This is a genomic window from Corynebacterium meridianum (assembly GCF_016342265.1).
GTDB classification, from domain to species: Bacteria; Actinomycetota; Actinomycetes; order Mycobacteriales; family Mycobacteriaceae; genus Corynebacterium; species Corynebacterium meridianum.
The window spans coordinates 228,738-255,144 of sequence record NZ_JAEIOS010000009.1; the positions used below are offsets into that span (position 1 = coordinate 228,738).

Sequence of the window (26,407 nt, forward strand, 5' to 3'; positions counted from 1 at the left end):
TGTTTCAGGTTTTACCCACATTTAAACCAGCATGTTTTAGTCTAGGCCTCCCTTTTTACCGAGGGGAACACGGTGGCTGAACACACACGAACCCCCTGACCAGCTCAGATTGAGTGTGAGCACGATCAGGGGGTCAGCTACCCGACGTATCCTCGAGAGGACGGCGGGCGAAAAACCGGTGGGGCCTAGCTGCGCCATCCACCGCGGTCATTGTTGCGGTCAGCGCCGCGGAAACCACCGCGGCCACCACGATCATCACGGTCAGCGCCGCGGAAACCGCCACGTCCGCCACGATCATCACGGTCACCACCGCGTCCACCACGGAAACCACCGCGACCGCCACGATCATCACGGTCACCACTGCGGAATCCACCGCCACGACCACCACGATCATCACGGTCACCACCGCGGAATCCACCGCCACGACCACCACGATCATCACGGTCACCACCGCGGAATCCACCGCCCCCGGACTGACGCCCGATCGGGGCGTCCGGAGTGTGCTCGAGGTGGATGAGCTGACCGGAGATGCGGGTATCAGAGAGCTTGTCCCAGACCTCGCGGGGCAGGTCCTTGGGCAACTCGACGAGGGTGTGGTCGACATTGATGGTGATACGACCGACGTCCTGGGACGTCAGTCCACCTTCGTTGGCGAGAGCACCGACGATGGCCCCCGGGCGCACATGCTGACGCTTGCCGACCGCGACGCGGTAGACGGAGAGATTCTTGTCGCTCCGGTCGAAGCGGGCATTTCCGCCACGGTCGCCCCGGTCCGGACGGTCGCCACGATCGAAACGGCCCCCACGGTCGGGACGGTCACCGCGGTCACGATCGCGGTCGAAGCGCTCACGTTCCCGCTTGGGCTGCTCCTTGAGCAGGAACTCGTTGCCGGCCTGGGCCTGGGTGGCCAGTGCCGCGGCCACGTCCTCGAGCGGCACGTCGTGCTCCTCGGAGTAGGCCTTGACCAGATGCCGGAACAGATTGACCTGCTTGTCCTCGAGTGCGGTGGTGATGGAGTCCGCAAACTTCGCCTTGCGGGAGTCGTTGACCTCCTCCACACTGGGCAGTTCCATCTCATTGAGCGGAGCGTTGGTGGCACGCTCGATGGACTTCAGCATGCGGCGCTCACGGGGGGTGACGAACAGGATCGCCTCACCGGAACGGCCCGCACGGCCGGTGCGGCCGATGCGGTGGACGTAGCTCTCTGTGTCGTGCGGGATGTCGAAGTTGAGGACATGGCTGATGCGGTCGACGTCGAGGCCACGGGCGGCGACATCGGTCGCGACGAGGATGTCGAGACGGCCATCCTTGAGCTGGTCGACGGTACGCTCGCGCTGAGCCTGGGCGATGTCACCGTTGATGGCGGCGGCGGAGAATCCCCGGGCGCGCAGCTTCTCGGCGACCTCTTCGGTCTCGTGCTTGGTGCGCACGAACACGATCATGGCCTCGATCTCGGTAACCTCGAGAATGCGGGTCAGAGCGTCGATCTTGTTGCGGTGCGCGACCGAGAGGTAGCGCTGGGTGATGTTGGTGTTGGTACGGGTCTTCGACTTGACGGTGATTTCCGCCGGGTCGTTGAGGTACTGCTTCGAGATTCGCCGGATACCGTTGGGCATCGTCGCGGAGAACAGGGCCACCTGCTTCTCAGCGGGAGTGTCGGCGAGAATCGTCTCGACGTCCTCCTGGAAACCCATATTCAGCATCTCGTCGGCCTCGTCGAGCACGAGGTAACGCAGACCGGAGATGTCCAGCGAACCCTTCTGCAGGTGGTCGATGACGCGGCCCGGGGTACCGACGACAATCTGGGCACCGCGGCGCAGTCCGCCGAGCTGTACGCCGTAGGCCTGGCCGCCGTAGATCGGCAGGATGTTGATTCGGCCTCCGATGTGATCGGCGAATCCCTGGAATGCGTCGGCGACCTGGAGTGCGAGCTCACGGGTCGGCGCGAGGACGAGTGCCTGGGGGGCCTTCACCGACGGATCGATGCGAGAGAGGATGGGCAGTGCGAACGCGGCGGTCTTGCCGGTACCGGTCTGTGCCAGTCCGACGACGTCCCTTCCCTCCATGAGGAGCGGGATCGTCTGGGTCTGGATCGGCGAGGGGGATTCGTAACCGATCTTGCGAACGGCCTCGAGGGTGCGTTCGGGGAGTCCGAGTCCGTCGAAACCGTTCTCTTCCTTCTCCTCGACCTTCGGCTCCGGGGCCTTCTCCGGGGAGGATTCCGGCTTCTCAGCGGCGGGCTCGGTGGCCTCGGGTGCTTCTTCGGAGGCCTGTGCGGGGGCGGTCGCCTCGGCGGGGGCCCTGGTAACGGAGGTGATGTCCTCATCGCTGGCGACCGTCACTGTGGCGGTCCCACTGTCGGGGGTCTCGGTGTTCTGCTCGGGGATGCCGTTCTCGGCACCTGCGTTGACCACGTCATCCAGGGTGATGATCTCATCCGCATCACCGGTGGTATTCACATTGTTGTCGTTCTGGGCGTTCACTGCGCCATCCTCATTCTTCTGCGCGACTTCATGTTTCGCGCTGCTCATGTCATTCCGCACGCTGTTCGCGCGGCACACATTTTTCTTGTTTTGGTATCGGCACATGCCTTGGGGCCGCACCGACCGGCGGTACCCGGGACTGACGTCCCGGGCTGCCGTGTCCTGCTCGCCACACCTGAGCCTTGCCGGTCCGCATCTAACAGACAGCCCCTGTCGGGGCGTCTGACTCGTCGATGGGAGATGGTGTCTACGCGGGAGAATCCGCCACAGTCAGCTCCTGGCGACTGACGACGGATCCCGCGGACACGACACAGCCAGCATCCCGTCGATCCGGCGAGGCCCTACTGGCCTTCGACCGGATCAGGTGTACCAGCACCGGGGATGCCGGCTGGTGAAAAGCAGTACCCCACCACGGTACGCGCGAAGGCCTCGGTTGGCCAATCCGCAGTTAAACTTGACGCGACTCGGCATCGATGGAATGAAGCAACCTCGTGCTAGAAACCACACCCCACCTCTTTCACCAGCGTCAGCTAATTCAAATCACCGAGTTCTACACCGGGTGATTGTACTCTAAATAGAGTTCACACCTAAAGTTATTCCACATTGACAAAACCCCAACAATAAGACATCACTTAAAAATATCTAGAAGTGAGGAGAAAAAGCAGTTTCCGATTATTTAGATAGCCCCATGATTAAAACTCTACCAGTTCTAATTTATAAGACTATTCAATATCTCATCCGCTTTCTCCAAAAAGGACTCTGGATCCTCAAGAAGCTCCTCAACGACAATACGATCGGTCTTTCCTCCATGGCTCGGAGCCCCAGTATATTCAGGGTAACAGGCATAAAGATTTACCATTTTCCTCGCAACTCCGCTAGGATTTCGAAACTTGTCGCCCCGCACCTCCAAAGGGTGAATACTAGCATTGTTTAACACTCTAGACAGGTAGCAAACTTCATCCGACTTCGGATCAAGATACTTCCAATTTGAACGATACAAAAGGGCTGCCACGACAGCGATTTCTTCATAGGTCCAGTTAGGTGCACGGTTCATAACCCCAGAATACTAGATAGAACCGAACACACCGAACAACCCTCCCCATGGAAACAAGGAGACCTACACGCGAGCAATATAATGAAAGAAAACATAGGAAATGATCTATTGCAACACTGAAACAACCCGCTTCACTAGGGAGAATTTAAAGCACTTCTGAAGTTCACAATGCGGCGCCCTACTGCGGATGTTTCAGTACCGACTGATCACCATCGCCTGGCCCTGACCACCCGCACCACAGAGGCTCACCGCTGCGGTGCCGCTTCCGCGCCTGATGAGTTCGTGCACCGCGGTCACCAGGACGCGGGCGCCGGAGGCACCGAGGGGTGTCCCAGAGCGATCGCGCCTCCGTTGGGATTGCACCTCCCCATGTCCAGGTCCAGGTCTCGCAGGGATTGCACGACCACGGCGGCGAAGGCCTCGTTGATCTCGACGAAGTCGACGTCCTTTAGCCGTATCCTGCTGTCCGCCAGAGCTTTCTTCAGGGCGTCGGCGGGTTTGGAATGGAGGTAGTGGTCCGGTCCCCCGATGCTTCCCGAGCCCTCGATCGTGGCCAGCACGTGCAGTCCGTGCTGTTCCGCGTACGCGCGGCTGACCACGACGAGTGTCGCTGCACCGTCCGAGATCTGGGACGAGTTGCCCGCGGTGATCGTTCCGTACCGGTCGAATGCCGGACGGAGTTTTCCCGAGACTCTCCAGGGTGGTGTCCGGCCGGATCCCCTCATCGGTGTCCACGACCACGGGTTCACCCTTCCGTTGCGGAACAGTCACCGGGGCGATCTCGTCGCGGAACCTCCCCTCCTTCTGTGCCTCGTGGACACGGCGGTTGCTGAGCTCCGCGATGGCGTCCTGCTGCTCACGGGTGATGCCGCGGTCCCCGTTGCCTTTCTCCGTTAGAGCACCCATGGTCTCCCCGGTGTACGGGTCCCGGAGCCCGTCGAACAGCATCGCGGCCTGACGTGCCGGGACCTGGCCGGAACCGGCCTGGATCGTCTGTCCCACGATGACCTGGTCGATGTGTCCCGGATTCACCCCTGATCGTTCAACGGCGGCTCTGATGGCGATTCCCCCAGTTCAACCGCGGGGACGTCCTTCAGGCTTCCGAGTAGTTTTCCCTGCGGTGTGCGGGCGGCGCCCACGATGACGGCCTCGGGTTTCATGGTGTCGCTCCTTCGATTCGGGGCGCTCCATCGTCATTGCGGACGGTGAATGCTGCTTCGGTGGATTCCTCGATCTCCGCGAGGCTGACGCCCGGCGCGAGTTCCCGGAGGACCATTCCTTCACGTTCGGTGATGTCGAACACCGCGAGGTCCGTGATGACTCTGTCGACGACCTGTGTTCCGGTTAGCGGCAGGGAGAATTCCCGCTTCAGTTTGGGACGCCCCTTCCGTTCGACGAGGGCGTTGGTCCCCTGTGTGGTGGAGTAGCGGATGTGTTCCGCCTCGTGGAGCAGCCGGACGAGATCCCGCTCGTCATACAGATTCGCGGACGCCTTGGCGATCCCCTCGAACAGGCACTCTGACAGGTCGAATGGAGTGGTCAGTGTCTTCGTGAATGAAAACTGATCCCCGTCCCATACACAGACATCTGTCAGGGTTCCACCGTTATCGATGTTAATGAGGTGTTTCATATGTCCTCCTCACGCGCCTTTTAACAAAGGCCGCGACATTCCAGGAACTCAGGAGTTACCGGTACCAAAACTGTAACACCCATTAAACCGTTTGGTGAGACAGGTCACATAAATTGATAATTCACCCATTGGGACGCAGGTCACACGAATTCACGGGGGTGGGAAGGGGGCTATGCAAGCGGTCATCACCCTGTCGCCGAAATGCTCCCCGCCGAGCCTCACGAGGAAAACCCTACCCACCCGCCCGCCGGAAAATGTGCCGAACTGGCACTTCTACGGAGGGGGCACCGCCGGGGAGATGCAGGACCGTCCGACGGGCAGCGACCGGAGGGACGAACCGGACCTTCGAGACATTCCGGGTATCCGGTTGGGCAGAACTAGATTTGATCCAAAAATATCGAAAAGTACGGGTCGGAATGAATAAAATACCCGATAGTGGGGCCGGCTTAAATTAATTCCAAAAGGGGGACGTATCAACGTAATTGAATTCACGAGGGGTAAACGACCACTTTTCCCGGAATTACGGAATCTCTTGAACAGATGAAATTCGACCGGCACATTCGATCGCCCCCCCCCCCCCCCGGAGAAACCGGACGGAATCAGGTACCGGATTCAGACGGGGCACGCGCCGGCACCCCGCGGTTGACGGTCAGGTCCGGACGGGACTGACGGACCGCCGAGCATCCAGGGTCTCCCTGCCCCAGAACCACGCAGTCGCCGCCAGCAGGCTCACCGCACCACACGCGGCGAACGCCGCGCGATACCCGAACGCATCCGCCAGTGCCCCGACGATGACGGGCCCCGTGATCGCCCCGAGATCCTGCGCCATCTGGAAGTTCGCGAGGACCTTCCCACCCGACCGGTGGTTTCCGATGATGTCCGCCAGCGTCGCCTGCTGCGACGGGAGGAACAACCCCGCACCGGCGCCTGCGCCGACGGAAACCGCCAGCAGCGTCCACGGCACGGATGTCAGACCGATCGCCGCCGTGAACAGTGCGTTGACGACGAGTCCCGTGATGATCAGCGGCTTCCTGCCGATCCGGTCGGCGAGACGGCCCGAGACCTGGAGCGCGGAGGCGTTGCCGACGGCGAAGGCCGCCAGGGCGACCCCCGCCACCGCTCCCCCGGTGTGGAATGCGGCTGCGGCGAAAAGCGGGAGCAGCGCAACCCGGACACCGAGGTTCGCCCATCCGTTGGCGAAGCCTCCGACCAGCGCACTCCGATAGGCGGAGTCGCCGATCGCGTCCGCGAACCTCATCGGCGGCGCCGAGGTGTCATGGTCGTACCCGTAGATCTTCGCGGCGCTGAGCTTCCACCACACGATGAAGGACGCGAGAAACAGCGCGGCGCCGTAGATGAGGAACGGGATCCGCATTCCCAGCACGGACAGGGCCGCCCCGATCACGGGTCCGATGATCGAGCCGGTGAGGAAGGCGGTGGCGTACACCGAGGAAGAGCGCCCGCGGATCTCCGGTGGGGAGATCCTGACGATCAGCCCCATGGCGGAGACGGTGAACATCGTCGAACCGATACCACCGACGGCCCTGAGCACGACGATGTGCCAGTACTCCTGTGCGAAGGCGATCAGGCTGGTGGTCACCGCGACGGTGATGAGGCCGGTGAGATAGACCCGGCGAGATCCGATGAGGTCGACGAGCCTTCCCGACACCGGGGCGAAGAAGAGCCTGGACCCGGCGAACACGGAGACAACCAGGCCCGCGGCGGCCATGGACACCCCGAAGCTCCGGGCGAACTGCGGGAGGATCGGGGCGATGAGTCCGAATCCCACCGCGATCACGAATGCCGCCGAGACCAGTACCCAGATCTCCTGTGGAATGGGTGTCCTCACCGACTGCCGGTCCGTCTTGTCTCGAGCCACCAGTTCAGGCTAACCCCGCACGCATGTCAGGGCACAGTCGGGCCCGCCCCAACGTGAACGGACGGCCACTTTCCACGTATTAGAACATATGTTCTGCAACTCGCGGAGGGTGTCCACCGCCGGTCTTAGATTCGGGTCATGTTCACACCGAAGAAACCGGCCGTCATCTCCCGTCGTCGCTCCACCATTCCCGAGGCGCGCCCCAGAGGAACCCGGGATGAGCTGGGAAGCGGACCGGGAACTGTGCCGATGATTGAGTCATCCGACGCCACGGTACGCAACCGGTTCGCACCGCAGCTGGCCGTGGTGCACTCGATGATGCGGCATCCCCGTTCCCTCGCACGGCCGTCGGCGACCTGGCGCCCACCTTCTGCCGCGATACCCGAACTCGGGCGATACCCGCGTATGAAGGTCACGCTGCAGCGGTATCTCGTGGGGGAACCGGTCCGCACCCGGTTACTCGCCGAGGGGATAGCCCGTTCCCCCGCGTATCTCGTCACACTGCGTCTGACATCTCCGACCGGTGAGCGGATCGAACCGGCACTTGCGGAGGCGTGGGCGACCGCCATCGCCGGACCGGATAGCGGGGACTGTGTGCTCGAGTTGACGGGCGAACCGGCCCCCACCTTCTGTTGGCTGGTCGAACGGTCATTCCTCCCGATTCCCGCTCCGGACCGGATCTTCGACGGACATCCCTACGCTGCATGACGTCCGGCCCGTGTCCCGAGACCGTTCCTACCGGATCGACTTCCCCTCCGAGTCGTCGCCGTCCAGGTCGAAGTCCTCGAGGTCATCCCCGTCATCTTCGAGGGACCAGTTCTCACCGATGTCACCGAAGAGGGCGTCATAGTCGTCGGCGGTGTTGGTGAGGTCCTCCTCCCACTCGGCGACGTGCTCGGCGATGAACGGCATCACCGTGAGCAGTCGGCTGAAGTCGGTGTAGGTGCCGAGTCCCATCGTCTGCTCGGGGAGGATCAGGCCTTCAGCGAGGAAGCACGCGATGAGTTCCTCGATGACCTCGTCATCCACCGGAGAATCCACGCCGTTCAGCTGGTCGTCCAGGAGTGATTCGAGATCGGGGTCGAACGTGGTGAGGGTGACGGTCGCCGTCGGTTCCCCGTCCACGATGTCTATGACGATGTCGAGCTCAGAGTTGTCTGCCGCCGGGGACCGGACCATGATCGGCTCCCCCTCGACGGCCGTGAACTGGAGATCACCGAAACGGCCGTCCGGGTCCGTGACCAGCTCGTCGACCAGATCCACGATAGCGTCGGTGGCCATGTGATCGAGGACTGCGTCGACCGCCGCATCAACGGAGAACACCGCTGAAACCAGGACCGCCTCGAACTCCTCCTCATCGGCATCCGGGATCGTCTCACCGTCACCAGGTTCGGGAGCCGCGGCAATGTAGATGTTCGCTGCGGGGAGCAGCTCATTGGTCACGTCGAACTGAATCTCGACACCCGAGGAGATCGGAACGAACAGGGTGTCGTCGTTGACGCGGGATTCGATACCCTCGGCATCCAGGGCGGCAGCAAGATCCTCATAGAAACTCATGTCGTGGTGCACCCTTCCGGTGGCTGGAGGTCGTGTCGGTGAGTCGGCGGGAACCCGGCATATCCGGCACCCTTCTCCCGGTGCCTGCACCGGGACACCTGACAGCCTAGTGCCGCGACGCCCGGCACGGTGATGGCCCCCGTCCGGCCCTCACCGGTGAATCCTCACGCACCGCTAGGAGCCCAGGGCGGCGATCAGCTTTCGCTCACGGTCGGCCGGGTCCTGTTTAGGGCAGGACAGGCACTTTCCCGAGGTCGGCGAACGATAGATCATGCAGCACGACGCTCTCCTGACAACGGTGTGCACATCCTCTGGATCTTCTTCGGCTGACACGGCGTCCATGTCCGTCGGTATGACCGCACCGTCCGATATGTCGAGGAAACGCGGCGCGGGAACCACGACGTCCTCCGGCGCCGCGGACGCCAATCCGGAGACGAGACGCAGCGCGACCCGGACACCGAGATAGGGATCGAATGCCCCGTTGCCCGCCTCGACCGCGGCCTGGGCCATACCGTCCGCGGTAACCGCCCACAGCGGGGCAGGCCTGATGCCCGCCACCCGGGAGAGTTCCGAGAGCACCGGTCGAACTGATCTCGCGAAATCCTCACCAGCCGCACGGTGTGCCTTCTCCGATCCCGCGGAAAACTCCCCCGGTGTGAACCCCACCCAGTAGCCCGCACCGGGGTCTTCACACCGGTCCGCCGGATCCCGGAGAAAGATCCGTCCCGTCGCGAGATCGAGCCGCGGCACGCGGTCGAACTCGACCATCATCGTCACCGCGGGTGCCACGAGGGAATTCACGGCGGAGAACCACCACAACTGACCGGCGTGCCTCGGATCGGTGACCCCGAAGATCTCCCCCGCAGCGACCACGGCACGGTCGAGGAGCGCTGGATCCGCGAGCTCGTCGACGGTTAGGTCGCGGCTGTGCTCCGCGGGTTCCAACGCCATCAGGAAACGGGGATACTCCGCGAGCAGTTGTCCGAACACGGGATCCATTCGTCATCTCCTCGGTCAGGGTCCTGTGCACACGAGTCTATCCGCCGGGTTCTCCGGAATCCTCCGACGAGGGGGCCTCCTCCGGCGCGCTTCCGCGGATCTCGAGGATGTCCGGTCGCCCGGCGCCCCATTCCCTCATGTCGTAGCTGCGCCAGGCACGCCGGAGGTGGGGGCGGGGATCGTAGACGACGGTGGACTCGGAGTCGAAGATCCGGGTGGCGCGCCCCGGAAGGGTGTCTCCCGCGAGCCGGTACCGGGGCCAACCCGATCCCGGGATCGAGTGATGGATGAAATTCCCCCAGTAGGCCTGCATCTCGGAGGTGACCACGCTGAGGTCGTCGATCCCGCCGAACCGGGTGAGAGTGTGGGTGCGGGACTCCCGGTGGGCGGCGAACACCGCCGTCAACTCGAACGAGTGCATGGCCCCCAACCCGATCCACCGGAGCGCGGCAGGCGCGTAGTCGAAGCGGTACATCCAGGTGTCCGCGTACCGGGAGTGGTCCTCGGCGATCCGGAGTGACGGCGCCCAGAAAACCGCGTCGGTGAGCATCCGTGCGAAATCAGCGCGTTCGATGGCGCCGTTGTAGGCGTCGAGCAGCGCCGCGGAGTTGGCGTGGTCGTAGGCGTCGAGCATCCGGGCGGCCGCCCGACTGCGTGCCGTCTGCCGGAGGTAGAGGAGTTTGGTGACCGATGCTTCGTCGTTGTTCGTACCGATGAGCAGCGGTACCTTGATCTGTCGTCCTGCCGCGAAGGCATCTAGCGGATGCTCCGGAAGCAGTTCGCCGTCCACCGTCGGGCCGTAGCAGGAGTTGAGCTGCAGCAGCTCCCGGGAACGCCACAGCATCGACTGCCCGGCACGGACGAGATCCGCCGCGGACTCGAGCCGGAGGTCGGCGCAGGTGGTCTCCAGCGTCAACGCCATCGCGCCGATGAGCTGCTGCGCCCAGTACTCGGACTGCACTGGTGCGTGCAACGTCGCCGCCGGGGCGGACTGTGCGATCGCCTTGTGGAAGAGCCCCTCGGCGGCAGGCACGCACATCAGGGTGGTGACAGCGGCCCCGCCCGCGGATTCGCCCATGAGTGTGACGTTGTCCGGGTCACCTCCGAAGGCGCGGATGTTCCCGCGGACCCAGTGGAGGGCGAGCAGCTGGTCCCGTACCGCGGGATTCGCGACGCAGTCGTCATCGCCGAGGCTCCGCAGATCAAGGTATCCCAGCACCCCCAGCCGGAAGTTCACGGATACGTACACGACATTGAGATTCCGGACGAAGTTGTATCCCCGGAGCATCGTCTCGTGTGATGAACCGACGATGAAGGATCCCCCGTGGAGATAGACGACCACGGGGAGATCGTCATCGTCACTGTCGGGCCGGACGATGTCGAGGTTGAGGCAGTCCTCGCCGCCGCGGACCGAATCCTTGTAGGAGTAGACCGGCTGGGGGGCGACGGTGCCGAACTCGGTGCAGTCCCGCACTCCTTTCCACGGTTCGGGAGGTACCGGTGCGCGCCACCGGTTCGGTCCGGAGGTGTCCGCCCCATAGGGCACTCCGCGCCAGGTCCTGATCCCGGAGACGAGTGTGCCGCGGATGAGGCCCGCTGTGGTGGCTGTGATATCGTCCATTGCCCTACACCGTAGTAACCTGGGCGGACACCGGATAATCCGAGGCTCCCCGGGGAGGGAAGCCGCAGGAGAGAACGTTGCGGACGGCTGTTACCCGATCCGATGAAGCCCTTCACCGGTCGACATCGAAACAACCGCCGGTGCCCACGGTGTGATGCAGTACCGTCGCCGGGAATCTGGCGAACCCCGGCGAGACCTCGACCGGGGCCACCCACGAGAACGAGAAATGAGTGAGTGCACCCATGGGTCTCTTTGACGGACTCTTCGGAGACGACAAGAACGACAAGCGGAACGACCGCCCGATCACCGATGCCGTCGGTTCCGATCCCAAGGCGCTCGAGGGCCGCACGGGAGCGACCGGAAGGATGCTGATCTCCGGTCTCGACAAGGCCGTGCACATCCAGGCGGGGACCATCGCGAAATACGTGGACTGGATGCGGGCGAAGAACCCGGAGCTGAGTCCCCGAGAACTGCAGAAGGCCATCGACCAGCACTTCTCGGTGTTGGCGACCGGCTCCGGTGGCGCGGCGGGTATCGCCGCGGCTGTCCCGGGGATCGGCCTGATCACCGGTGCCGCGGCCATCGGTGTCGAATCCCTGGTGTTCCTGGATCTCGCGGCGTTCTACACCATGGCCTCCGCGAAGCTGCGCGGCGTGGACATCCACGATCCCGAACGGCGCCGTGCGCTGATCCTGGTCGCCCTCACCGGGTCCTCGGGGACGGCCATCGTCGATGCGGCGGTGGGCGATCTCTCCGCCGGTGCCGGAAGCCGCTCGGTCGCCACGACACTGTCCAGTTTCTCCGGAGCGAAACTCAGCACGGTGAATAACCGCATGATCAACGTCGCGGTGAAGACGATGGGCAAGAAGTTCCGCCGTGCCTGGTTCGGCAAGATCCTGCCACTCGGTATCGGCGCGATCGCCGGCTCGTACGCCAACCACCGTCTCGCGGACAAGGTCGTGTCGAATGTGGGCGAGTCCCTGGGTGGGCTGCCCGCGGAGTTCTCCACTCCACTACCGGAGGATGTTCCGGAGGACATCGACGTCCCGGCGGAGATCGCCCGCGATGTCGCGGCGGCAAACACCGATTCGGACGGGGACGAGTAGATCCACTCCCCCGTTGACCGGGTGCCCGGGTGCGCCGTCCCCGGGGCGGGACGGCGCACCCCCCACTGTCCACGCCCCCCGATCGGCTAACTCCGTCAGTCCTTCTGAGATGATCTGGAACGGACGTCTCTGATCGGGAAAAGAGGTAGGGATGACGGTCGCCGACCGAAAGGGAGACACCGGACCAGGTATCCGGAGCTCCCTCATTCGACTGCTCAGGGCCGCAGCCCGGAGAAGGGTTCCGGCGGTCTCGGCTCTGTCGGCGACGGCGCTGGTCACCCTGTTCGAGACCGCAGCCCCGCTGCTCACCCGTGATGCCGTCGACATCGCCCTCGGACTGCACGCCGGGAACACGGTGACCCGTTTGTTTCCGGGGTTCTCCCCGCTGGGTGCGGTCGTCGCCGCCCTCTGCGCGGTCGCGCTCCTCCGGTTCCTCTTCCAGTTCATCCGCCGATTCACCGCGGGTGTCGTCTCGCTGGACACCCAGGAACGGCTCCGGATCCGGCTGCTCGATTCCCTGCAGCGCCTGGACGGGCCCGGACAGGACGCGCTCCGGACCGGCCAGGTGGTCAGCCGGTCCATCTCGGACGTCAACACGGTGCAGGGAATCCTGGCGATCTTCCCGCTGACCATCGGTAACATGCTGAAGTTTCTCCTGACGGTTGGCGTGATGCTCTGGTTGTCGCCGTTGCTCGCGGTCGTCGCGCTGGCTACGTTGCCGGTCGTCGTGTTGCTCGGTGCCCGAGGCCGGAAGAGTCTGTTCGCCTCGACATGGTCGGCCCAGCAGAAGGCCGCGGACCTGGCGACCCGGGTCGAGGAGACCGTCACCGGGGTGCGGGTGGTCAAGGCGTTCGCCCAGGAGGAGGACGAGATCACCCGGATGGAGGACGCGGGCCGCGAGCTCTACGCCCACCGCATGCGTGCCGCCCGCATCAACGCCAGGTTTCAGCCGGCGCTGGACCAGCTGCCGATGCTCGCCCTCGTGGTCAACATCGCCGTCGGGGGTTGGCTGGCCCTCCACGGCAGCATCACCGTGGGCACGTTCGTAGCCTTCTCCACCTATCTGACCACGCTCACGACGGTCGCCCGGGTACTCGCGGCGACCATCGTCCGACTGCAGATGGGGGCGAGTTCGATCCAGCGCGTCTTCGAGGTGATCGATCTCCGTCCCTCGATGGACCTCCCCCCGGAAGGGACCGGCACCGGTGTTCCACCGGGACCGGTGGGGATTCAGCTCGACGAGGTGAGCTTCGCCGAGAACACCCGTCCGATCCTGTCCGGGTTGTCCCTGGATGTCCCCGCGGGATCCACGGTGGCGCTCGTTGGTCCCCCCGGTTCCGGCAAGACGATGCTGGTCCAGTTGCTCGGACGTTTCTACGCCCCCGACTCGGGAAGGATCCTGCTCACCGGCGTCGACGGCACCGGGACGGATTTCGCCGAGGTGTCGACGGCCGCTCTCCGCGAGGCCGTCATCTGTGTCTTCGACGAGACGTTCCTCTACTCCGCGACGGTCCGGGAGAACATCGCGGTGGGGGCACGAGACCGGGAGGTCGACGACGAGGCGGTGTTCGCCGCGGCACGGGCGGCACAGGCGCACGACTTCATCATGGATCTCTCTGACGGGTACGACACCCCCGTGGGAGAGAAGGGCCTGACGCTCTCCGGTGGTCAGCGTCAACGTATCGCACTCGCCCGGGCGCTCCTGGCGAATCCACGCGTGCTGGTGCTCGACGACGCAGCATCTGCGGTCGACGCGGTCACCGAAGCCGCGATCTACCGCGCCCTGAAACGGCACCATCCGGACATCACCGTGCTGACCATCGCCCACCGGCAGTCCACCCTGGAGCTCGCCGACCGCGCCGCCCTCATCGTCGACGGTCGGGTGGTGGATGAGGGGACGCTGGCTGAGATGCGCCGCAGCCCCCGATTCGCCCGGCTCATGGATCTCTCCCTCCGGGACCGCGGCACCCCGGCCGGTGGCCGGGTCGTTTCAGCGGAGGACAGCGACGGAGACGGTGAACCGACGGACGCGGAACTCTGGCCGGAGATCACCCCGGAACCCGGATTACGGTGGAACCCGAGCCCCGGGATCACCCGGTCGGTGCCGGTCGCCGGTGGACGCGGCCGCGGTATCGGTGCCGTCCCACCGAGCCCGGGACTGCTGGCCCAGGTCGACGCCCTTCCACCGGCCACCGAGGAACCCGGGATCGACGCCGGAGCCGCGCGTGCCGATTCGGGTGATTTCTCCCTCCGGGTGCTGTTCCGGCAGGTGCGCGGACTCACCGCCGCGGTGATAGCGCTCCTGCTCGTCGGGGTCGCCACCGATCTCGCGTTTCCGAGCCTGGTCCGCATGGCGATCGACCACGGCGTCACCGGGGAAGACAGCGGAGCCCTGTGGTGGGCGGCGGCAGCCGGAACGGTGGTCGTCCTGGTCGCCTGGTCCGCCGCGGTTCTCCGCACGGTCATCACCGCACGGACCGGCGAGCGGTTGCTGTTCGGCCTCCGGCTGCGTTCCTACGCCCACCTGCAACGGCTCAGCCTCTCCTACTTCGAATCGACCATGTCCGGGCGCATCATGACGCGGATGACGACAGACATCGACGCCCTGGGTTCCTTCCTGCAGACCGGACTGGCACAGTCCGTCGTCGCGGTCGGGACGTTGTTCGGTATAGCCGGGGTCCTGCTGGCGACCGACGCCGTCCTCGCTCTGTGGGCGTTCTGGGCGGTGCCGGTGATCCTCGTCGCCACGATCTTCTTCCGGAGAATCTCCAGGCGCCTCTACACCCGGGCGCGGGAACAGGTCAGCGCGGTCAACGCGGACTTCCAGGAGTCCGTCTCGGGCCTGCGCACGGTACAGATGCACCGGACCGAGGCATTGCGGCTGGAGAGATTCAGCGACAGGGCCGCAGCCTACCGGCGCACCAGGATCCGCGCCCAGACCGCTGTGGCCCTGTATTTCCCCGGGATCGCATTCATCTCCGAGCTATCGCAGGCCCTGGTGCTGGGGGTCGGGGCGGGAATGGTCCTGGAGGGCCGGATCACCGCAGGTGTCCTCGTGGCCTTCACCATGTACCTCGGCCAGTTGTTCAGTCCGATCCAGCAGCTGAGTCAGATCTTCGACGGCTACCAGCAGGCGTCGGTGGGGCTGTCCCGGATCACGGATCTCCTGGCGACGGAGACACAGGTACCGGACCGGGGAACGCGGGCGGGCGCGGACCGCGCGGCTCGGGGACCGGTGTCCGTCGACGCGGTCGATTTCTCCTACTCCGGGGCGAACGGAAGGACCGTCACCGAGGGACTCGACATCCGACTGGCGCCGGGAACCACGGTCGCCGTCGTCGGTGCCACGGGGGCCGGCAAATCAACGCTCATCAAGCTGCTCGCCCGATTCTATGATCCGGTCAACGGTTCCGTCCGCGCCTCCGGCACGGACATCCGCGAGTTCCCGCTCGCGGACTGGCGCCATCAGATCGGGCTCGTGCCGCAGGAACCTCACCTGTTCACGGGCACCGTCGCGGACAACATCGCCTACGGCAGGCCCGGAGCGGACCGCCCCGCAGTCACGGCGGCCGCGCGACGGGTGGGCGCACTGGCCGCGATCTCCCGGATCCCCGGGGGATTCAACCACCCCGTCGGCGAACGCGGACGGGGTCTCAGCTCGGGACAACGACAGCTGATCGCGCTGGCGCGGGCCGAACTCGTCGAACCCGCTCTCCTACTCCTGGACGAGGCGACCGCGACACTCGATCCCGCGACGGAAACGGCGGTGCTCACCGCCGCGGACCGGGTCACCGGGGGGCGTACCTCAGTCGTCGTCGCGCACCGGCTGGCCACCGCGGCACGGGCCGACCGGATCCTCGTGCTCGACGAGGGGCGGATCATCGAGGACGGCACCCACGCGGAGTTGCTCGCAGCCGACACCCGTTACCGTGCGATGTGGAACGCCCACACACGGGTCACCGCGGCCGGTTCCGGGCGCGTTGCCCCGCCACCGGCCGCCGGAAACCGGTAACGTGATCGCGGTGTGGTGTCCGTATTGATGTGTCCCCGATCCCACCGTGGCACGGGACAGCACGATCCCACGCCGCCACGATGCGACAGAACGGGGTCGCGGCAACTAGCCTGTAGTTGACGACTACAGTGAACAAACTGACGTAGGTTAACCAAGGAAATGAGGCGAGCACCTGCCGTGAGCAGCGCTAGTACTTTCGGCCAGAACCAGTGGCTGGTAGACGAGATGTTCCAGCAGTTCCAGGAGGACCCCAGGTCCGTCGACAAGGAATGGCGGGACTATTTCGAAACACAAGGTGCACCTTCAGGCACCCCCGAAAAGACCCCCGCTGCCGCCGTGCGGAAGCCCGCCGAACCCGTTTCCGGGAAGAGCACCGAGGCTCCCGTCAAGAGTGCGGCCTCCTCCCGGCCCACCGCCCCTGAAAAGGGGATCGGTATAGAGGCCAGCAAGGAGAAGCCCGAAACTCCCGCGGCCAAGGCCCGCGACCACGCGCCGAAGCGCGAGGGCGAGTCCGCGCGCCGGCAGGACGCCGCGGCCGAGCGATTCGCGAAGTCTCCCCTGAGCCGCATCGGGGAGTTCCCCGAGTCGGGCAAGAGCCAGTTGACGGGTATCGCGAAGGCGATCGCGAAGAACATGGACCTCTCCCTCGAGGTCCCGACCGCCACCTCCGTGCGCGACATGCCCGCCCGCCTGATGTTCGAGAACCGCGCGATGGTCAACGACCAGCTGCGCCGTACCCGGGGCGGGAAGATCTCCTTCACCCACATCATCGGCTACGCCATGGTCAAGGCGACCATGGCACACCCCGCGATGAACAACTCCTACGACGTGATCGACGGCAGGCCGACCATGGTGGTCCACGACCACATCAACCTCGGACTGGCCATCGATCTCCCGCAGAAGGACGGCTCCCGCGCGCTCGTCGTCGCGGCCATCCGCGAGTGCGAGAATCTCTCCTTCTCCGAGTTCGTCGACGCGTACGAGGACATCGTCTCGCGCGGCCGCAAGGGGAAGCTGACCGGCAAGGACTACTCCGGGGTCACCATCACCCTGACGAACCCGGGCGGCATCGGCACCCGGCATTCGGTGCCCCGCCTGACCAAGGGCCAGGGCGCGATCATCGGCGTCGGCTCGATGGACTACCCGGCGGAGTTCGCCGGTGCCTCCGAGGACCGCCTCGCCGAGCTCGGCGTCGGCAAACTGGTCACGATCACCTCCACCTACGACCACCGCATCATCCAGGGTGCGGAGTCCGGTGAGTTCCTGCGCACGATGAGCCAGTTGCTCACCGACGACGCCTTCTGGGACCACATCTTCGACTGCATGCAGGTCCCCTACACCCCGATGCGCTGGCGCCAGGACATCCCGAACACCGGGGTGGACAAGAACACCCGTGTCATGCAGCTCATCGAGGCCTACCGCTCCCGCGGCCACCTCATCGCGGACACCAATCCGCTGCACTGGACCCAGCCCGGTGTGCCGATCCCGGACCACCGCGATCTCGACATCGCCACCCACGGGCTGACGCTGTGGGACCTAGACCGCAAGTTCTCCGTCGGTGGTTTCGCCGGCCGCGAGCAGATGACCCTCCGCGAGGTCCTGACGACCCTGCGCCAGGCGTACACGCTGAAGGTCGGTTCCGAGTACACCCACATCCTCGACCGCGACGAGCGGACCTGGCTGCAGGACCGCCTCGAGGCGGGCATCGACAAGCCCACCGGAGCTGAGCAGAAGTACATCCTGCAGAAGCTCAACGCCGCCGAGGCCTTCGAGAACTTCCTGCAGACCAAGTACGTCGGCCAGAAGCGTTTCTCCCTCGAGGGCGCCGAGAGCCTCATCCCCCTCATGGACGCGTGCATCGACACCGCCGCGGGCCAGGGCCTCGACGAGGTCGTCATCGGTATGCCGCACCGCGGCAGGCTCAACGTCCTGGCGAACATCGTCGGCAAGCCCCTGCACAACCTGTTCAACGAGTTCGAGGGCAACTTCGACCCGGCCCAGGCCGGCGGCTCCGGTGACGTGAAGTACCACCTCGGCGCCGAGGGCCAGCACCTGCAGATGTTCGGTGACGGCGAGATCAAGGTCTCCCTGACCGCGAACCCCTCCCACCTCGAGGCCGTCAACCCGGTCATGGAGGGCATCGCACGCGCCAAGCAGGACATCCTGGACAAGGGCGAGGACGGCTACTCCGTCGTCCCGCTGCTGCTGCACGGCGACGCCGCGTTCGCGGGCCTCGGTATCGTCCCCGAGACGATCAACCTCGCCCAGCTGCGCGGCTACACCGTCGGCGGCACCATCCACATAGTGGTGAACAACCAGATCGGCTTCACCACCACCCCGGATTCCGCCCGCTCGATGCACTACGCCACCGACATCGCCAAGGGCTTCGGCTGCCCCGTGTTCCACGTCAACGGCGACGATCCCGAGGCTGTCGTGTGGGTCGGACGGCTCGCCACCGAGTACCGCCGCCGCTTCGGCAAGGACGTCTTCATCGACCTCGTCTGCTACCGCCGCCGCGGGCACAACGAGGCCGATGACCCGTCGATGACCCAGCCGCAGATGTACGAGATCATCGACAACCGGGACACCGTCCGTACCCGCTACACCAACGACCTCCTCGGTCGTGGCGACCTCTCCTCCGAGGACGCCGAGGCCGTCATCCGCGACTTCCACGACCAGATGGAGTCCGTGTTCAACGAGGTCAAGCAGGCGGGGAAGAAGCAGGCCTCCGCGCAGGAGGGGATCACGAGCTCCCAGAAGCTCCCCCACGGTCTGGACACGTCCATCTCCAAGGCCGATCTCGTCGAGATCGGCGAGGCCTACGCGCACACACCGGAGGGCTTCACCATCCACCCGCGCGTCCAGCCGGTGGCGAAGAAGCGCGCCGAGAGCGTCCACGAGGGCGGCATCGACTGGGGCTGGGGCGAGCTCATCGCATTCTCGTCCCTGGCGAACTCCGGCAAGCTCGTGCGGCTCGCGGGCGAGGACTCCCGCCGCGGCACCTTCACCCAGCGGCACGCCGTCCTGGTCGACCCGAAGACCTCCGACGACTTCAACCCGCTCAATGAGCTGGCCCAGTCGAAGGGCGACGGCAAGTTCCTCGTCTACAACTCCGCGCTGACCGAGTACGCCGGCATGGGCTTCGAGTACGGCTACTCCGTGGGCAACCCGGACGCCGTCGTCGCCTGGGAGGCGCAGTTCGGTGACTTCGCCAACGGCGCCCAGACCATCATCGACGAGTACGTCTCCTCCGGTGAGGCCAAGTGGGGCCAGACCTCCGGCGTGATCCTGCTCCTGCCGCACGGCTACGAGGGCATGGGCCCGGACCACTCCTCCGCCCGGATCGAGCGCTACCTGCAGCTGTGCGCCGAGGGGTCCATGACCGTCGCCCAGCCGTCGACGCCGGCGAACTACTTCCACCTGCTGCGTCGCCACGCGCTCAGTGAACTGCACCGTCCGCTGGTCGTGTTCACCCCGAAATCGATGCTCCGCATGAAGGACGCCGCCAGCCCCGTCGAGGACTTCACCGAGGTGCGCAAGTTCCGCTCGGTCATCAACGACCCGCGTCTGGTGGACCGCGACAACAACGTCGTCGGCGACGTGGACAAGGTCACCACGATCCTGCTGGTCTCCGGAAAGCTGTACTACGAGCTGGAGAAGCGCAGGAAGAAGGACGGTCGCGAGGACGTCGCGATCGTCCGCCTGGAGATGTACCACCCGATCCCGCACAACCGGCTCAAGGAGGCCTTCGCGTTCTACCCGAACGCCACCGAGGTCCGGTTCTGCCAGGACGAGCCCGCCAACCAGGGCGCATGGCCTTTTCTGGCGCTCAACCTGCCGGAACGCATCCCGGAGATGCCGCCGCTGAAGAGGATCTCGCGTCGTGCCCAGTCCTCCACCTCGACGGGCGTCTCGAAGGTCCACCAGTTCGAGCAGCAGCAGCTGATCGATGCGGCCTTCGCCCCGGACGCCTGACGCTGATGCGTAGTTCCCCGTGCCCCGGGGAACGTGGAAAGGCCCCGCTTCACCGGAAACCGGTGGGGCGGGGCCTTTCCACGTAGGGGGGACGGAGCAGCGCTCTTCAGCGGAGGACTACAGGCCCTCCGCCTGCAGGTACGGAACAACCGCCGCCGAGACGGAATTGGATTCCAGGGCATTGCGGGTCAACTCCCGGATGTCGGCGGTGGAAATGGTCCCGCCGACGGAGTTCAGGATCAGCCGGTCGCGTCGGTTGAGCATCGGTTTCCGGTAGACTGGAACGATGTTCTGCGGGAGTTCCGGACCGTCGTAGTCCGTGCAGCCCAGGGCGTTGGAGGGATCGGTGGCCATCATGTTCCCCGGAAGTGACCCGACCAGAGCGGCGTACACCTTCTCGCGCCACTCCCCCGAGTTCTTGTCCACCTCCCCGTTCTCCAGCGCTGCGGTGTACTCGCGGGACAGCTCCTCCGCAGCCACGGGATCGAGCTGGTGAAGCAACTCACCGGTGCAACCGACGACGAGATCGGCCCGCCGTTCATTGAGACGCTCGATGCGCTGATTGTCGTTCGAGGCCGTTTCCAGGGTGAGGTAGGCGTCCCGGTCATGCGCGCGCAGGGTGCGCTGGTACATCTCACCGAGGATCCGCTGCTCGATGGACGAGGAGTTGACCGAAATCTGCACCGGCCGGAACTCCGACTCCCCGGGTGGGGCCGAGGGCTCGGGCGCGCACGCGGCCACCAGGGGTACGCCGACCACGGTGCCGAGGAGCACCCTGAACAGCCTCCGTAGCGGCGGTGGTGTCTCCTTGAGCGTCATGAACTCTCCTGGCTCGTCCGGTGTGTAGGCGATGGCCCCCGTCCCCACATATCCGGAGGCCACCATTTCATTACTCCAGTGACACTCTACGTCGACGGACCTGGCCCCGCTGGTACTCCCCAGATGCGGGCGTTGGTGTACCCACGGCGAGACTCGGTACACTCACTCATGATCCACGACCGAAAGTTCCCGGGGTCCCGGCTCCTCCGGTCGGAATCCACCCGTACCGCAGAAGGAGCGTCACCGCCCGATGCCCAGTATCCGACGTGTACTCAAGCCGCGGACCTCCCCCGCCGACAAGATCACGCCCTCTCCGATGGGGCCGGATGCACCTGTTGAAGAGGCCATCGAGCGCTGCACCGTCTACGTCGACGGCGCCGATGACGGGCAGCCGCACACCTACCGCAGCGCCCTGGAACATGTCCGCAGGGAGGGCCGCGGATGGGTCTGGCTCGGTCTCCTCGAACCCAACGAGCGTCAGATGATGGAGATCGCCGACGCCTTCAACATCCACGAACTCATCGTCGAGGACGCGGTCAATGCGCACCAGCGCCCGAAGGTCGAGCGCTACGACCAGCAGCTGTTCATGGTCGTGCGGTCGGTCATGTTCAAGGAGCACGAGTCCGTCAACGACGCCTCGGAGATCATCGAGACCGGGGAGATCCAGATGATCCTCGGGCCCGACTTCATCATCACCGTCCGACACGGCAAACCCTCGAACATCAAGGGACTGCGCAAGCGCGTCGAGGAGGACCCGGAACAGACCGCCCTCGGACCTGCCTCCGTCGCGTGGATGATCATGGACACGGCGGTCGACGAGTACGTGCGGATCGGCGGTGAGCTCGCCGCCGACGTCGACGAGCTCGAGGCGGAGGTATTCACCCCGAACGAACGCTTCGACATCCAGACGATCTACATGCTCAAGCGGGAGATCCTGGAGATGCGGCACTCGATCGATCCGCTCGCCGCCGCCCTCCGGCTGCTGCTGGAGCGCAACGGGGACATGCTCCCCGGTGAACTCGTCAGGTACTTCCGTGACGTCCTCGACCACGAACTGCTCGCGGTCGACAGCGTACGGGGTCTCGATGAGCGACTGTCCGCGCTGATCGACGCGGGCGTCGCGAAGATCACGCTTCAGGAGAACGACGACATGCGGAAGATCTCCTCCGTCGCCATCATGGCCGCCGTGCCCACGGTCATCGCCGGCATCTACGGCATGAACTTCGAGGTCATGCCGGAACTCGGGTTGAAGTACGGCTACTACATGGCGCTCCTGCTGATGGTCGGCTCGGTACTGTTCCTGTGGTGGCTGCTGCGCCGCAAGAACTGGTTCTGAGCCGTCCCGGCCACGGGCCGGTCACTGGTCGGGCCGGTGCCTTCCCCCGAGGTTGGCGCGCGCGATCTCGTCCCGCGCCCGGCGCGCGTGTTCCGGTGTGCAGAGAACGTCGTAGCGTCCGGCCACGATCTGCGTGGTAGTAGCGAAGTCCCGCCGGCCCTTCGACGCCGCATACGGAACCGCCGCGGCGATCAGTCCGAAGATCACCCCCATGACGATGCCGTAGATCATCGGGGCCATGAAGTTCTCGCTGAACAGACTCATCAGAATGCCGACGAACAGGCCCATCCAGGCTCCCGACGCGGCACCCGCCGCGAGGACCCGACCCCAGGTCAACCGGCCGACGACCCGTTCGACCTCCATGAGATTCACCCCGACGATCGTTAGTTCGTTGACGGGGAAGTCGCCACGATCGCTGAGCATGTCGACGGCGGCCTGCGCGGAGGTGTAGTCCCCGAAACTGCCGACGGGCCAGCCTTCCGGACGTCGCCGCTCGCCCGGCTGGTTCCGCGCCTGGGGGTTTCCGAACGGTGTCATGCTCACGATCTCCTCCTGCGGTTCGGTGGGACAGGTACGCCACCGGGGATTCCGGAGGTCTCTCCTCCATTCCGTAGAACGGTTCGACCGGGTGGAATGTTCCCGGGCGGAGGCACAGTAAAGTGGATCCACATGAGCCCTATCACCCGTGTGTACGCAGGCCGTCTCTCCGGCATGGTCGTCCGTGGCCCCGACACCGATGTCATCGGCCGCGTCCGCGACATCGTCATCGCGGTGCGCCCCAACGGACAGACCTCCCGGGCGCTCGGCCTCGTGGTGGAGATGCTGAACAAGCGGCGGATCTTCCTCCCGATGCTCCGGATCGCGGAGATCGAGCCCCAGGAGATCATGCTCGCCACGGGTTCGGTGTCCCTGCGGGCGTTCCAGTCCAGAACCGGTGAGCTCACCATCATGACGGACATCGTCGGCTCGAAGATCCAGGTGGACGACCCGGAGCTCGACCACCTGCACGGCAGGGCCCTCGAGATCGCCGATGTCGAGCTGGAGCGCACCCGTACCCGCGACTGGGTGATCTCGCGCGTCGCGGTGTACCACGAGAAACCGAAGTTCGGTCGACGTCCGAAACTGGATGTGGTGCCCTGGACGCATGTGCACGGTATCTCCGCGGGCGGTACCGGCGACCCGGACGCCACCGCGGAGATGATCGCCCAGTTCGACGACATGCGTCCGGCGGACATCGCGACCCAGCTGTACACGCTTCCCGCCCAGCAGCGGGAGCAGATCGCCGTTGAGCTCGACGACGAGCGGCTCGCCGACGTCATGCAGGAGCTGCCCGAGGACCGGCAGGCGGAGCTCCTCGACGCCCTCGACTTCGAACGCGCCGCCGACGTGCTCGAGGAGATGGATCCCGATGACGCGGCGGACCTGCTGGGAGAACTGCCGGACGCCAAGGCCGCGGCTCTCCTGGAGGAGATGAACCCGGAGGAGTCCGCACCGGTCCGCCGGTTGATGAGCTTCTCCCCCGACACCGTGGGCGCCCTGATGACTCCGGAACCCCTGGTGCTGACACCGCAGACGACGGTCGCCGAGGCACTCGCGTTCGCCCGCGACCCGGAGCTGCCCACGTCCCTGTCATCGATGGTGTTCGTGGTCCGCCCGCCGACGGCCACACCGACCGGAAAATACCTCGGTTGCGTCCATCTGCAGCGTCTCCTGAGGGAACCCCCTGGATCACTGATCGGCGGCTGCCTCGATCCCGATCTGCCCCCGCTGTACGCCGACGACGACCAGGAGACCGCCGCGCGCTACTTCGCGACCTACAACCTCGTGTGTGGTCCGGTGCTCGACCCCGACAAGCACCTCCTCGGAGCCGTCGCCGTCGATGACCTCCTGGACCACATGCTCCCCGACGACTGGCGCGAGCGGGGTCTGCGGCCCGATCCGGAACAGGGCGGCGGACGCCCCCTGCTGCGCCCCGGCCCGCAGGCGTCCAGGTGACGTCCCGCCACACCATCCCGACAGTTTTCCCAGCACATCGTGAAGGAGCCCACCCGTGGCTGATTACCAGCGCAGTGATCTCGACACCCCGGTAGCCGGTCAGCGCCGGAAGCTCATCAACATCGACGGCGACTCGGTCGGCGCCTTCGCGGAGAAGGTCGCCCGGTTCTTCGGCACCGGTGAGTACCTGTTCTGGCAGACGGTGTTCGTGATCATCTGGATCGCGCTCAACGTCGGCGCCTGGAAGTTCAGCTGGGATCCCTACCCGTTCATCCTCCTCAACCTCGCGTTCTCCACGCAGGCGGCCTACGCGGCCCCCCTCATCCTCCTCGCCCAGAACCGGCAGGAGGACCGGGACCGCGTGGTCATCGCGGAGGACCGGCGGCGCAGTGAACAGACGAAGGCCGACACGGAGTTCCTCGCCCGCGAGCTCGCCGGCGTGCGGATCGCCGTCGGTGAGACGGTCACCCGCGATTATCTCCGGCGTGAGCTCGAGGAGCTGACGGACGTCCTGGAACGCCTCGAGGCGAAGATCGACGACGAGTCCGCCGCGCGGCAGGCGCGGGAGCATCTGGAGCACGGTGAGCGGGACAGGAAGGACCTCCTCTCGGAACCGACCATGGGCGAGATCAACGAGCGCGGCGACGACCACCGGTGACCTCATCGGGGCCGCGGAACCGCCGGGGCACGGGAAACCCCGCACGGCGTGGCGGGGTGGTGGCGCGCTAGGATCGTCTGGTGATGACTACCGTGACTGAATCCGAAGTCCGCGCCGCGCTCGCCCGGGTGATCGACCCGGAGATCGGGCGCCCGATCACCGAACTCGGCATGGTGAAATCCATCGCCGTCGACGGCTCATCCGTGCAGGTCGAGATCTACCTGACCATCGCCGGTTGCCCGATGAAGTCGACGCTGACGGAGAACTCCCGCGCAGCGGTAGCAGAGCTCGACGGCGTCACCGAGGTCACCGTCACCACCGACGTGATGAGCGATGAACAGCGCCGCGAACTGCGTACGAGCCTCCGGGGCAACGCCACCGAGGTGGTCAACCCCTTCGCGCAGCCGGGGTGCACGACCCGCATCTACGCCGTCGCCAGCGGCAAGGGGGGCGTGGGCAAATCGTCCATGACCGTGAACCTCGCAGCGGCACTCGCCGCCCGGGGGCTCTCCGTGGGTGTGCTGGACGCCGACATCTACGGCCACTCGATCCCGCACATGCTCGGTTCGGACGAGCGACCGCACCAGGTCGACGACATGATCATGCCGCCCATGGCCCACGGGGTGAAGATGATCTCCATCGGCCATTTCGTCGAGGGCAACTCCCCCGTCGTCTGGCGCGGCCCCATGCTGCACCGGGCGATCACCCAGTTCCTCACCGATGTGTTCTGGGGCGATCTGGATGTGCTTCTGCTCGATCTCCCGCCCGGGACCGGCGATGTCGCCATCTCCGTCGCCCAGCTGGTGCCCAACGCCGAACTGCTCATCGTCACCACCCCGCAGGCGGCCGCGGCCGAGGTCGCCGAGCGTGCCGGATCCATCAGCCAGCAGACCCGGCAGCGCATCGCCGGCGTCATCGAGAACATGGGGGCGATGGTGATGCCCGACGGCTCCACCGTCGACGTGTTCGGCGCCGGGGGCGGCCAGACCGTGGCGGACCGGCTGTCCATCCTCACCGGAACCGAGATCGATCTGCTCGGAGAAGTGCCCCTCGATCCGGCACTCCGTGCGGGCGGCGACGTCGGTGTCCCCGTGGTCATCGCCCACCCGGAGTCCCCCACATCCGTGGCGATCGGGGAGATCGCGGACAAGATCGTGGTTCGGCGCGAGTCGCTGGCCGGGAGATCCCTGAATCTGGGGGTCGCGAACAAACAACGGTGAACGGGCGTGACTGAGGCGCGGAACGGACCCCGGGGGCAGCAGGTCGCACCCCGGGGTTCTTCC

The 26,407-nt window shown here is 65.5% G+C and carries 17 protein-coding genes and 1 pseudogene; 8 read left to right on the forward strand and 10 right to left on the reverse strand.

From position 1 onward, the window contains the following. Positions 1-185: 185 nt before the first annotated feature. The 5 genes and pseudogenes from JDV75_RS01070 to JDV75_RS01090 all read right to left on the reverse strand — a co-directional run bounded on the left by JDV75_RS01070 (position 186) and on the right by JDV75_RS01090 (position 7,049). The gene (locus JDV75_RS01070; protein ID WP_198737406.1) at positions 186-2,531 is read right to left on the reverse strand and encodes a DEAD/DEAH box helicase; all 2,346 of its coding nucleotides are present in this window, start codon (positions 2,529-2,531) and stop codon (positions 186-188) included. A gap of 661 nt (positions 2,532-3,192) precedes the next feature. After that, positions 3,193-3,537: a hypothetical protein gene (locus JDV75_RS01075; protein WP_198737407.1), complete on the reverse strand. Its 345-nt coding sequence runs from the start codon at positions 3,535-3,537 to the stop codon at positions 3,193-3,195. 192 nt (positions 3,538-3,729) lie between these two features. Then, positions 3,730-4,697, reverse strand: a pseudogene (locus JDV75_RS01080) (acetyl-CoA C-acyltransferase). Beyond that, positions 4,694-5,167, reverse strand: a complete 474-nt coding sequence (locus JDV75_RS11850) for a hydantoinase/oxoprolinase N-terminal domain-containing protein (protein ID WP_198737408.1) — start codon at positions 5,165-5,167, stop codon at positions 4,694-4,696. The pseudogene JDV75_RS01080 and the gene JDV75_RS11850 overlap by 4 nt, the downstream one beginning before the upstream one ends. Before the next feature lie 649 nt (positions 5,168-5,816). Further along, positions 5,817-7,049: an MFS transporter gene (locus JDV75_RS01090; RefSeq protein WP_232958081.1), complete on the reverse strand. Its 1,233-nt coding sequence runs from the start codon at positions 7,047-7,049 to the stop codon at positions 5,817-5,819. 135 nt (positions 7,050-7,184) lie between these two features. Between JDV75_RS01090 and JDV75_RS01095 the strand changes: the two genes are divergently transcribed. Continuing rightward, positions 7,185-7,754: a hypothetical protein gene (locus JDV75_RS01095; RefSeq protein WP_198737410.1), complete on the forward strand. Its 570-nt coding sequence runs from the start codon at positions 7,185-7,187 to the stop codon at positions 7,752-7,754. Positions 7,755-7,781: 27 nt separating this feature from the next. On the opposite strand, the gene JDV75_RS01100 is transcribed toward JDV75_RS01095, so the two are convergent. The 3 genes from JDV75_RS01100 to JDV75_RS01110 all read right to left on the reverse strand — a co-directional run bounded on the left by JDV75_RS01100 (position 7,782) and on the right by JDV75_RS01110 (position 11,223). Then, entirely contained in the window at positions 7,782-8,603 is an 822-nt protein-coding gene (locus JDV75_RS01100) for a hypothetical protein (RefSeq protein WP_198737411.1), read from the reverse strand. A gap of 174 nt (positions 8,604-8,777) precedes the next feature. After that, the gene (locus JDV75_RS01105; protein ID WP_198737412.1) at positions 8,778-9,602 is read right to left on the reverse strand and encodes a (2Fe-2S)-binding protein; all 825 of its coding nucleotides are present in this window, start codon (positions 9,600-9,602) and stop codon (positions 8,778-8,780) included. Positions 9,603-9,639: 37 nt separating this feature from the next. Continuing rightward, positions 9,640-11,223, reverse strand: coding sequence for a carboxylesterase/lipase family protein (locus JDV75_RS01110; RefSeq protein WP_198737413.1), 1,584 nt, complete (start codon positions 11,221-11,223; stop codon positions 9,640-9,642). Positions 11,224-11,465: 242 nt separating this feature from the next. Here JDV75_RS01110 and JDV75_RS01115 point away from each other — a divergent pair, with 242 nt between their 5' ends. The 3 genes from JDV75_RS01115 (at position 11,466) to JDV75_RS01125 (ending at position 20,316) form a co-directional block, all read left to right on the forward strand. Then, positions 11,466-12,329, forward strand: a complete 864-nt coding sequence (locus JDV75_RS01115; RefSeq protein ID WP_198737414.1) for a hypothetical protein — start codon at positions 11,466-11,468, stop codon at positions 12,327-12,329. A 151-nt stretch (positions 12,330-12,480) separates the two neighbouring features. After that, complete coding sequence (locus JDV75_RS01120; RefSeq protein WP_198737415.1) at positions 12,481-16,341, forward strand: ABC transporter ATP-binding protein; 3,861 nt, start codon at positions 12,481-12,483, stop codon at positions 16,339-16,341. Positions 16,342-16,518: 177 nt separating this feature from the next. After that, a complete protein-coding gene (locus JDV75_RS01125) occupies positions 16,519-20,316 on the forward strand; it encodes a multifunctional oxoglutarate decarboxylase/oxoglutarate dehydrogenase thiamine pyrophosphate-binding subunit/dihydrolipoyllysine-residue succinyltransferase subunit (protein WP_198737416.1) in 3,798 nt (1,265 codons plus the stop codon). Positions 20,317-20,433: 117 nt separating this feature from the next. Here the strand turns inward: JDV75_RS01125 and JDV75_RS01130 are convergent, their stop codons facing one another. Continuing rightward, positions 20,434-21,135 carry a type 2 periplasmic-binding domain-containing protein gene (locus JDV75_RS01130; protein WP_198737417.1) on the reverse strand — a complete coding sequence of 234 codons (702 nt, stop codon included), beginning with the start codon at positions 21,133-21,135 and terminating at the stop codon, positions 20,434-20,436. 250 nt (positions 21,136-21,385) lie between these two features. Between JDV75_RS01130 and JDV75_RS01135 the strand changes: the two genes are divergently transcribed. Next, the gene (locus JDV75_RS01135; protein WP_198737418.1) at positions 21,386-22,471 is read left to right on the forward strand and encodes a magnesium and cobalt transport protein CorA; all 1,086 of its coding nucleotides are present in this window, start codon (positions 21,386-21,388) and stop codon (positions 22,469-22,471) included. A gap of 21 nt (positions 22,472-22,492) precedes the next feature. Here the strand turns inward: JDV75_RS01135 and JDV75_RS01140 are convergent, their stop codons facing one another. Further along, positions 22,493-23,008 (reverse strand): YflT domain-containing protein, encoded by a 516-nt coding sequence (locus JDV75_RS01140; RefSeq protein WP_198737419.1) that lies wholly within the window; start codon positions 23,006-23,008, stop codon positions 22,493-22,495. A 132-nt stretch (positions 23,009-23,140) separates the two neighbouring features. Between JDV75_RS01140 and JDV75_RS01145 the strand changes: the two genes are divergently transcribed. The 3 genes from JDV75_RS01145 (at position 23,141) to JDV75_RS01155 (ending at position 26,344) form a co-directional block, all read left to right on the forward strand. Further along, on the forward strand, positions 23,141-24,466 hold the full coding sequence (locus JDV75_RS01145; RefSeq protein ID WP_198737420.1) for a magnesium transporter MgtE N-terminal domain-containing protein: 1,326 nt from the start codon (positions 23,141-23,143) through the stop codon (positions 24,464-24,466). 55 nt (positions 24,467-24,521) lie between these two features. Beyond that, complete coding sequence (locus JDV75_RS01150; protein ID WP_198737421.1) at positions 24,522-25,124, forward strand: DUF1003 domain-containing protein; 603 nt, start codon at positions 24,522-24,524, stop codon at positions 25,122-25,124. An 83-nt stretch (positions 25,125-25,207) separates the two neighbouring features. Continuing rightward, entirely contained in the window at positions 25,208-26,344 is a 1,137-nt protein-coding gene (locus JDV75_RS01155) for an Mrp/NBP35 family ATP-binding protein (RefSeq protein ID WP_198737422.1), read from the forward strand. Positions 26,345-26,407 lie beyond the last annotated feature (63 nt).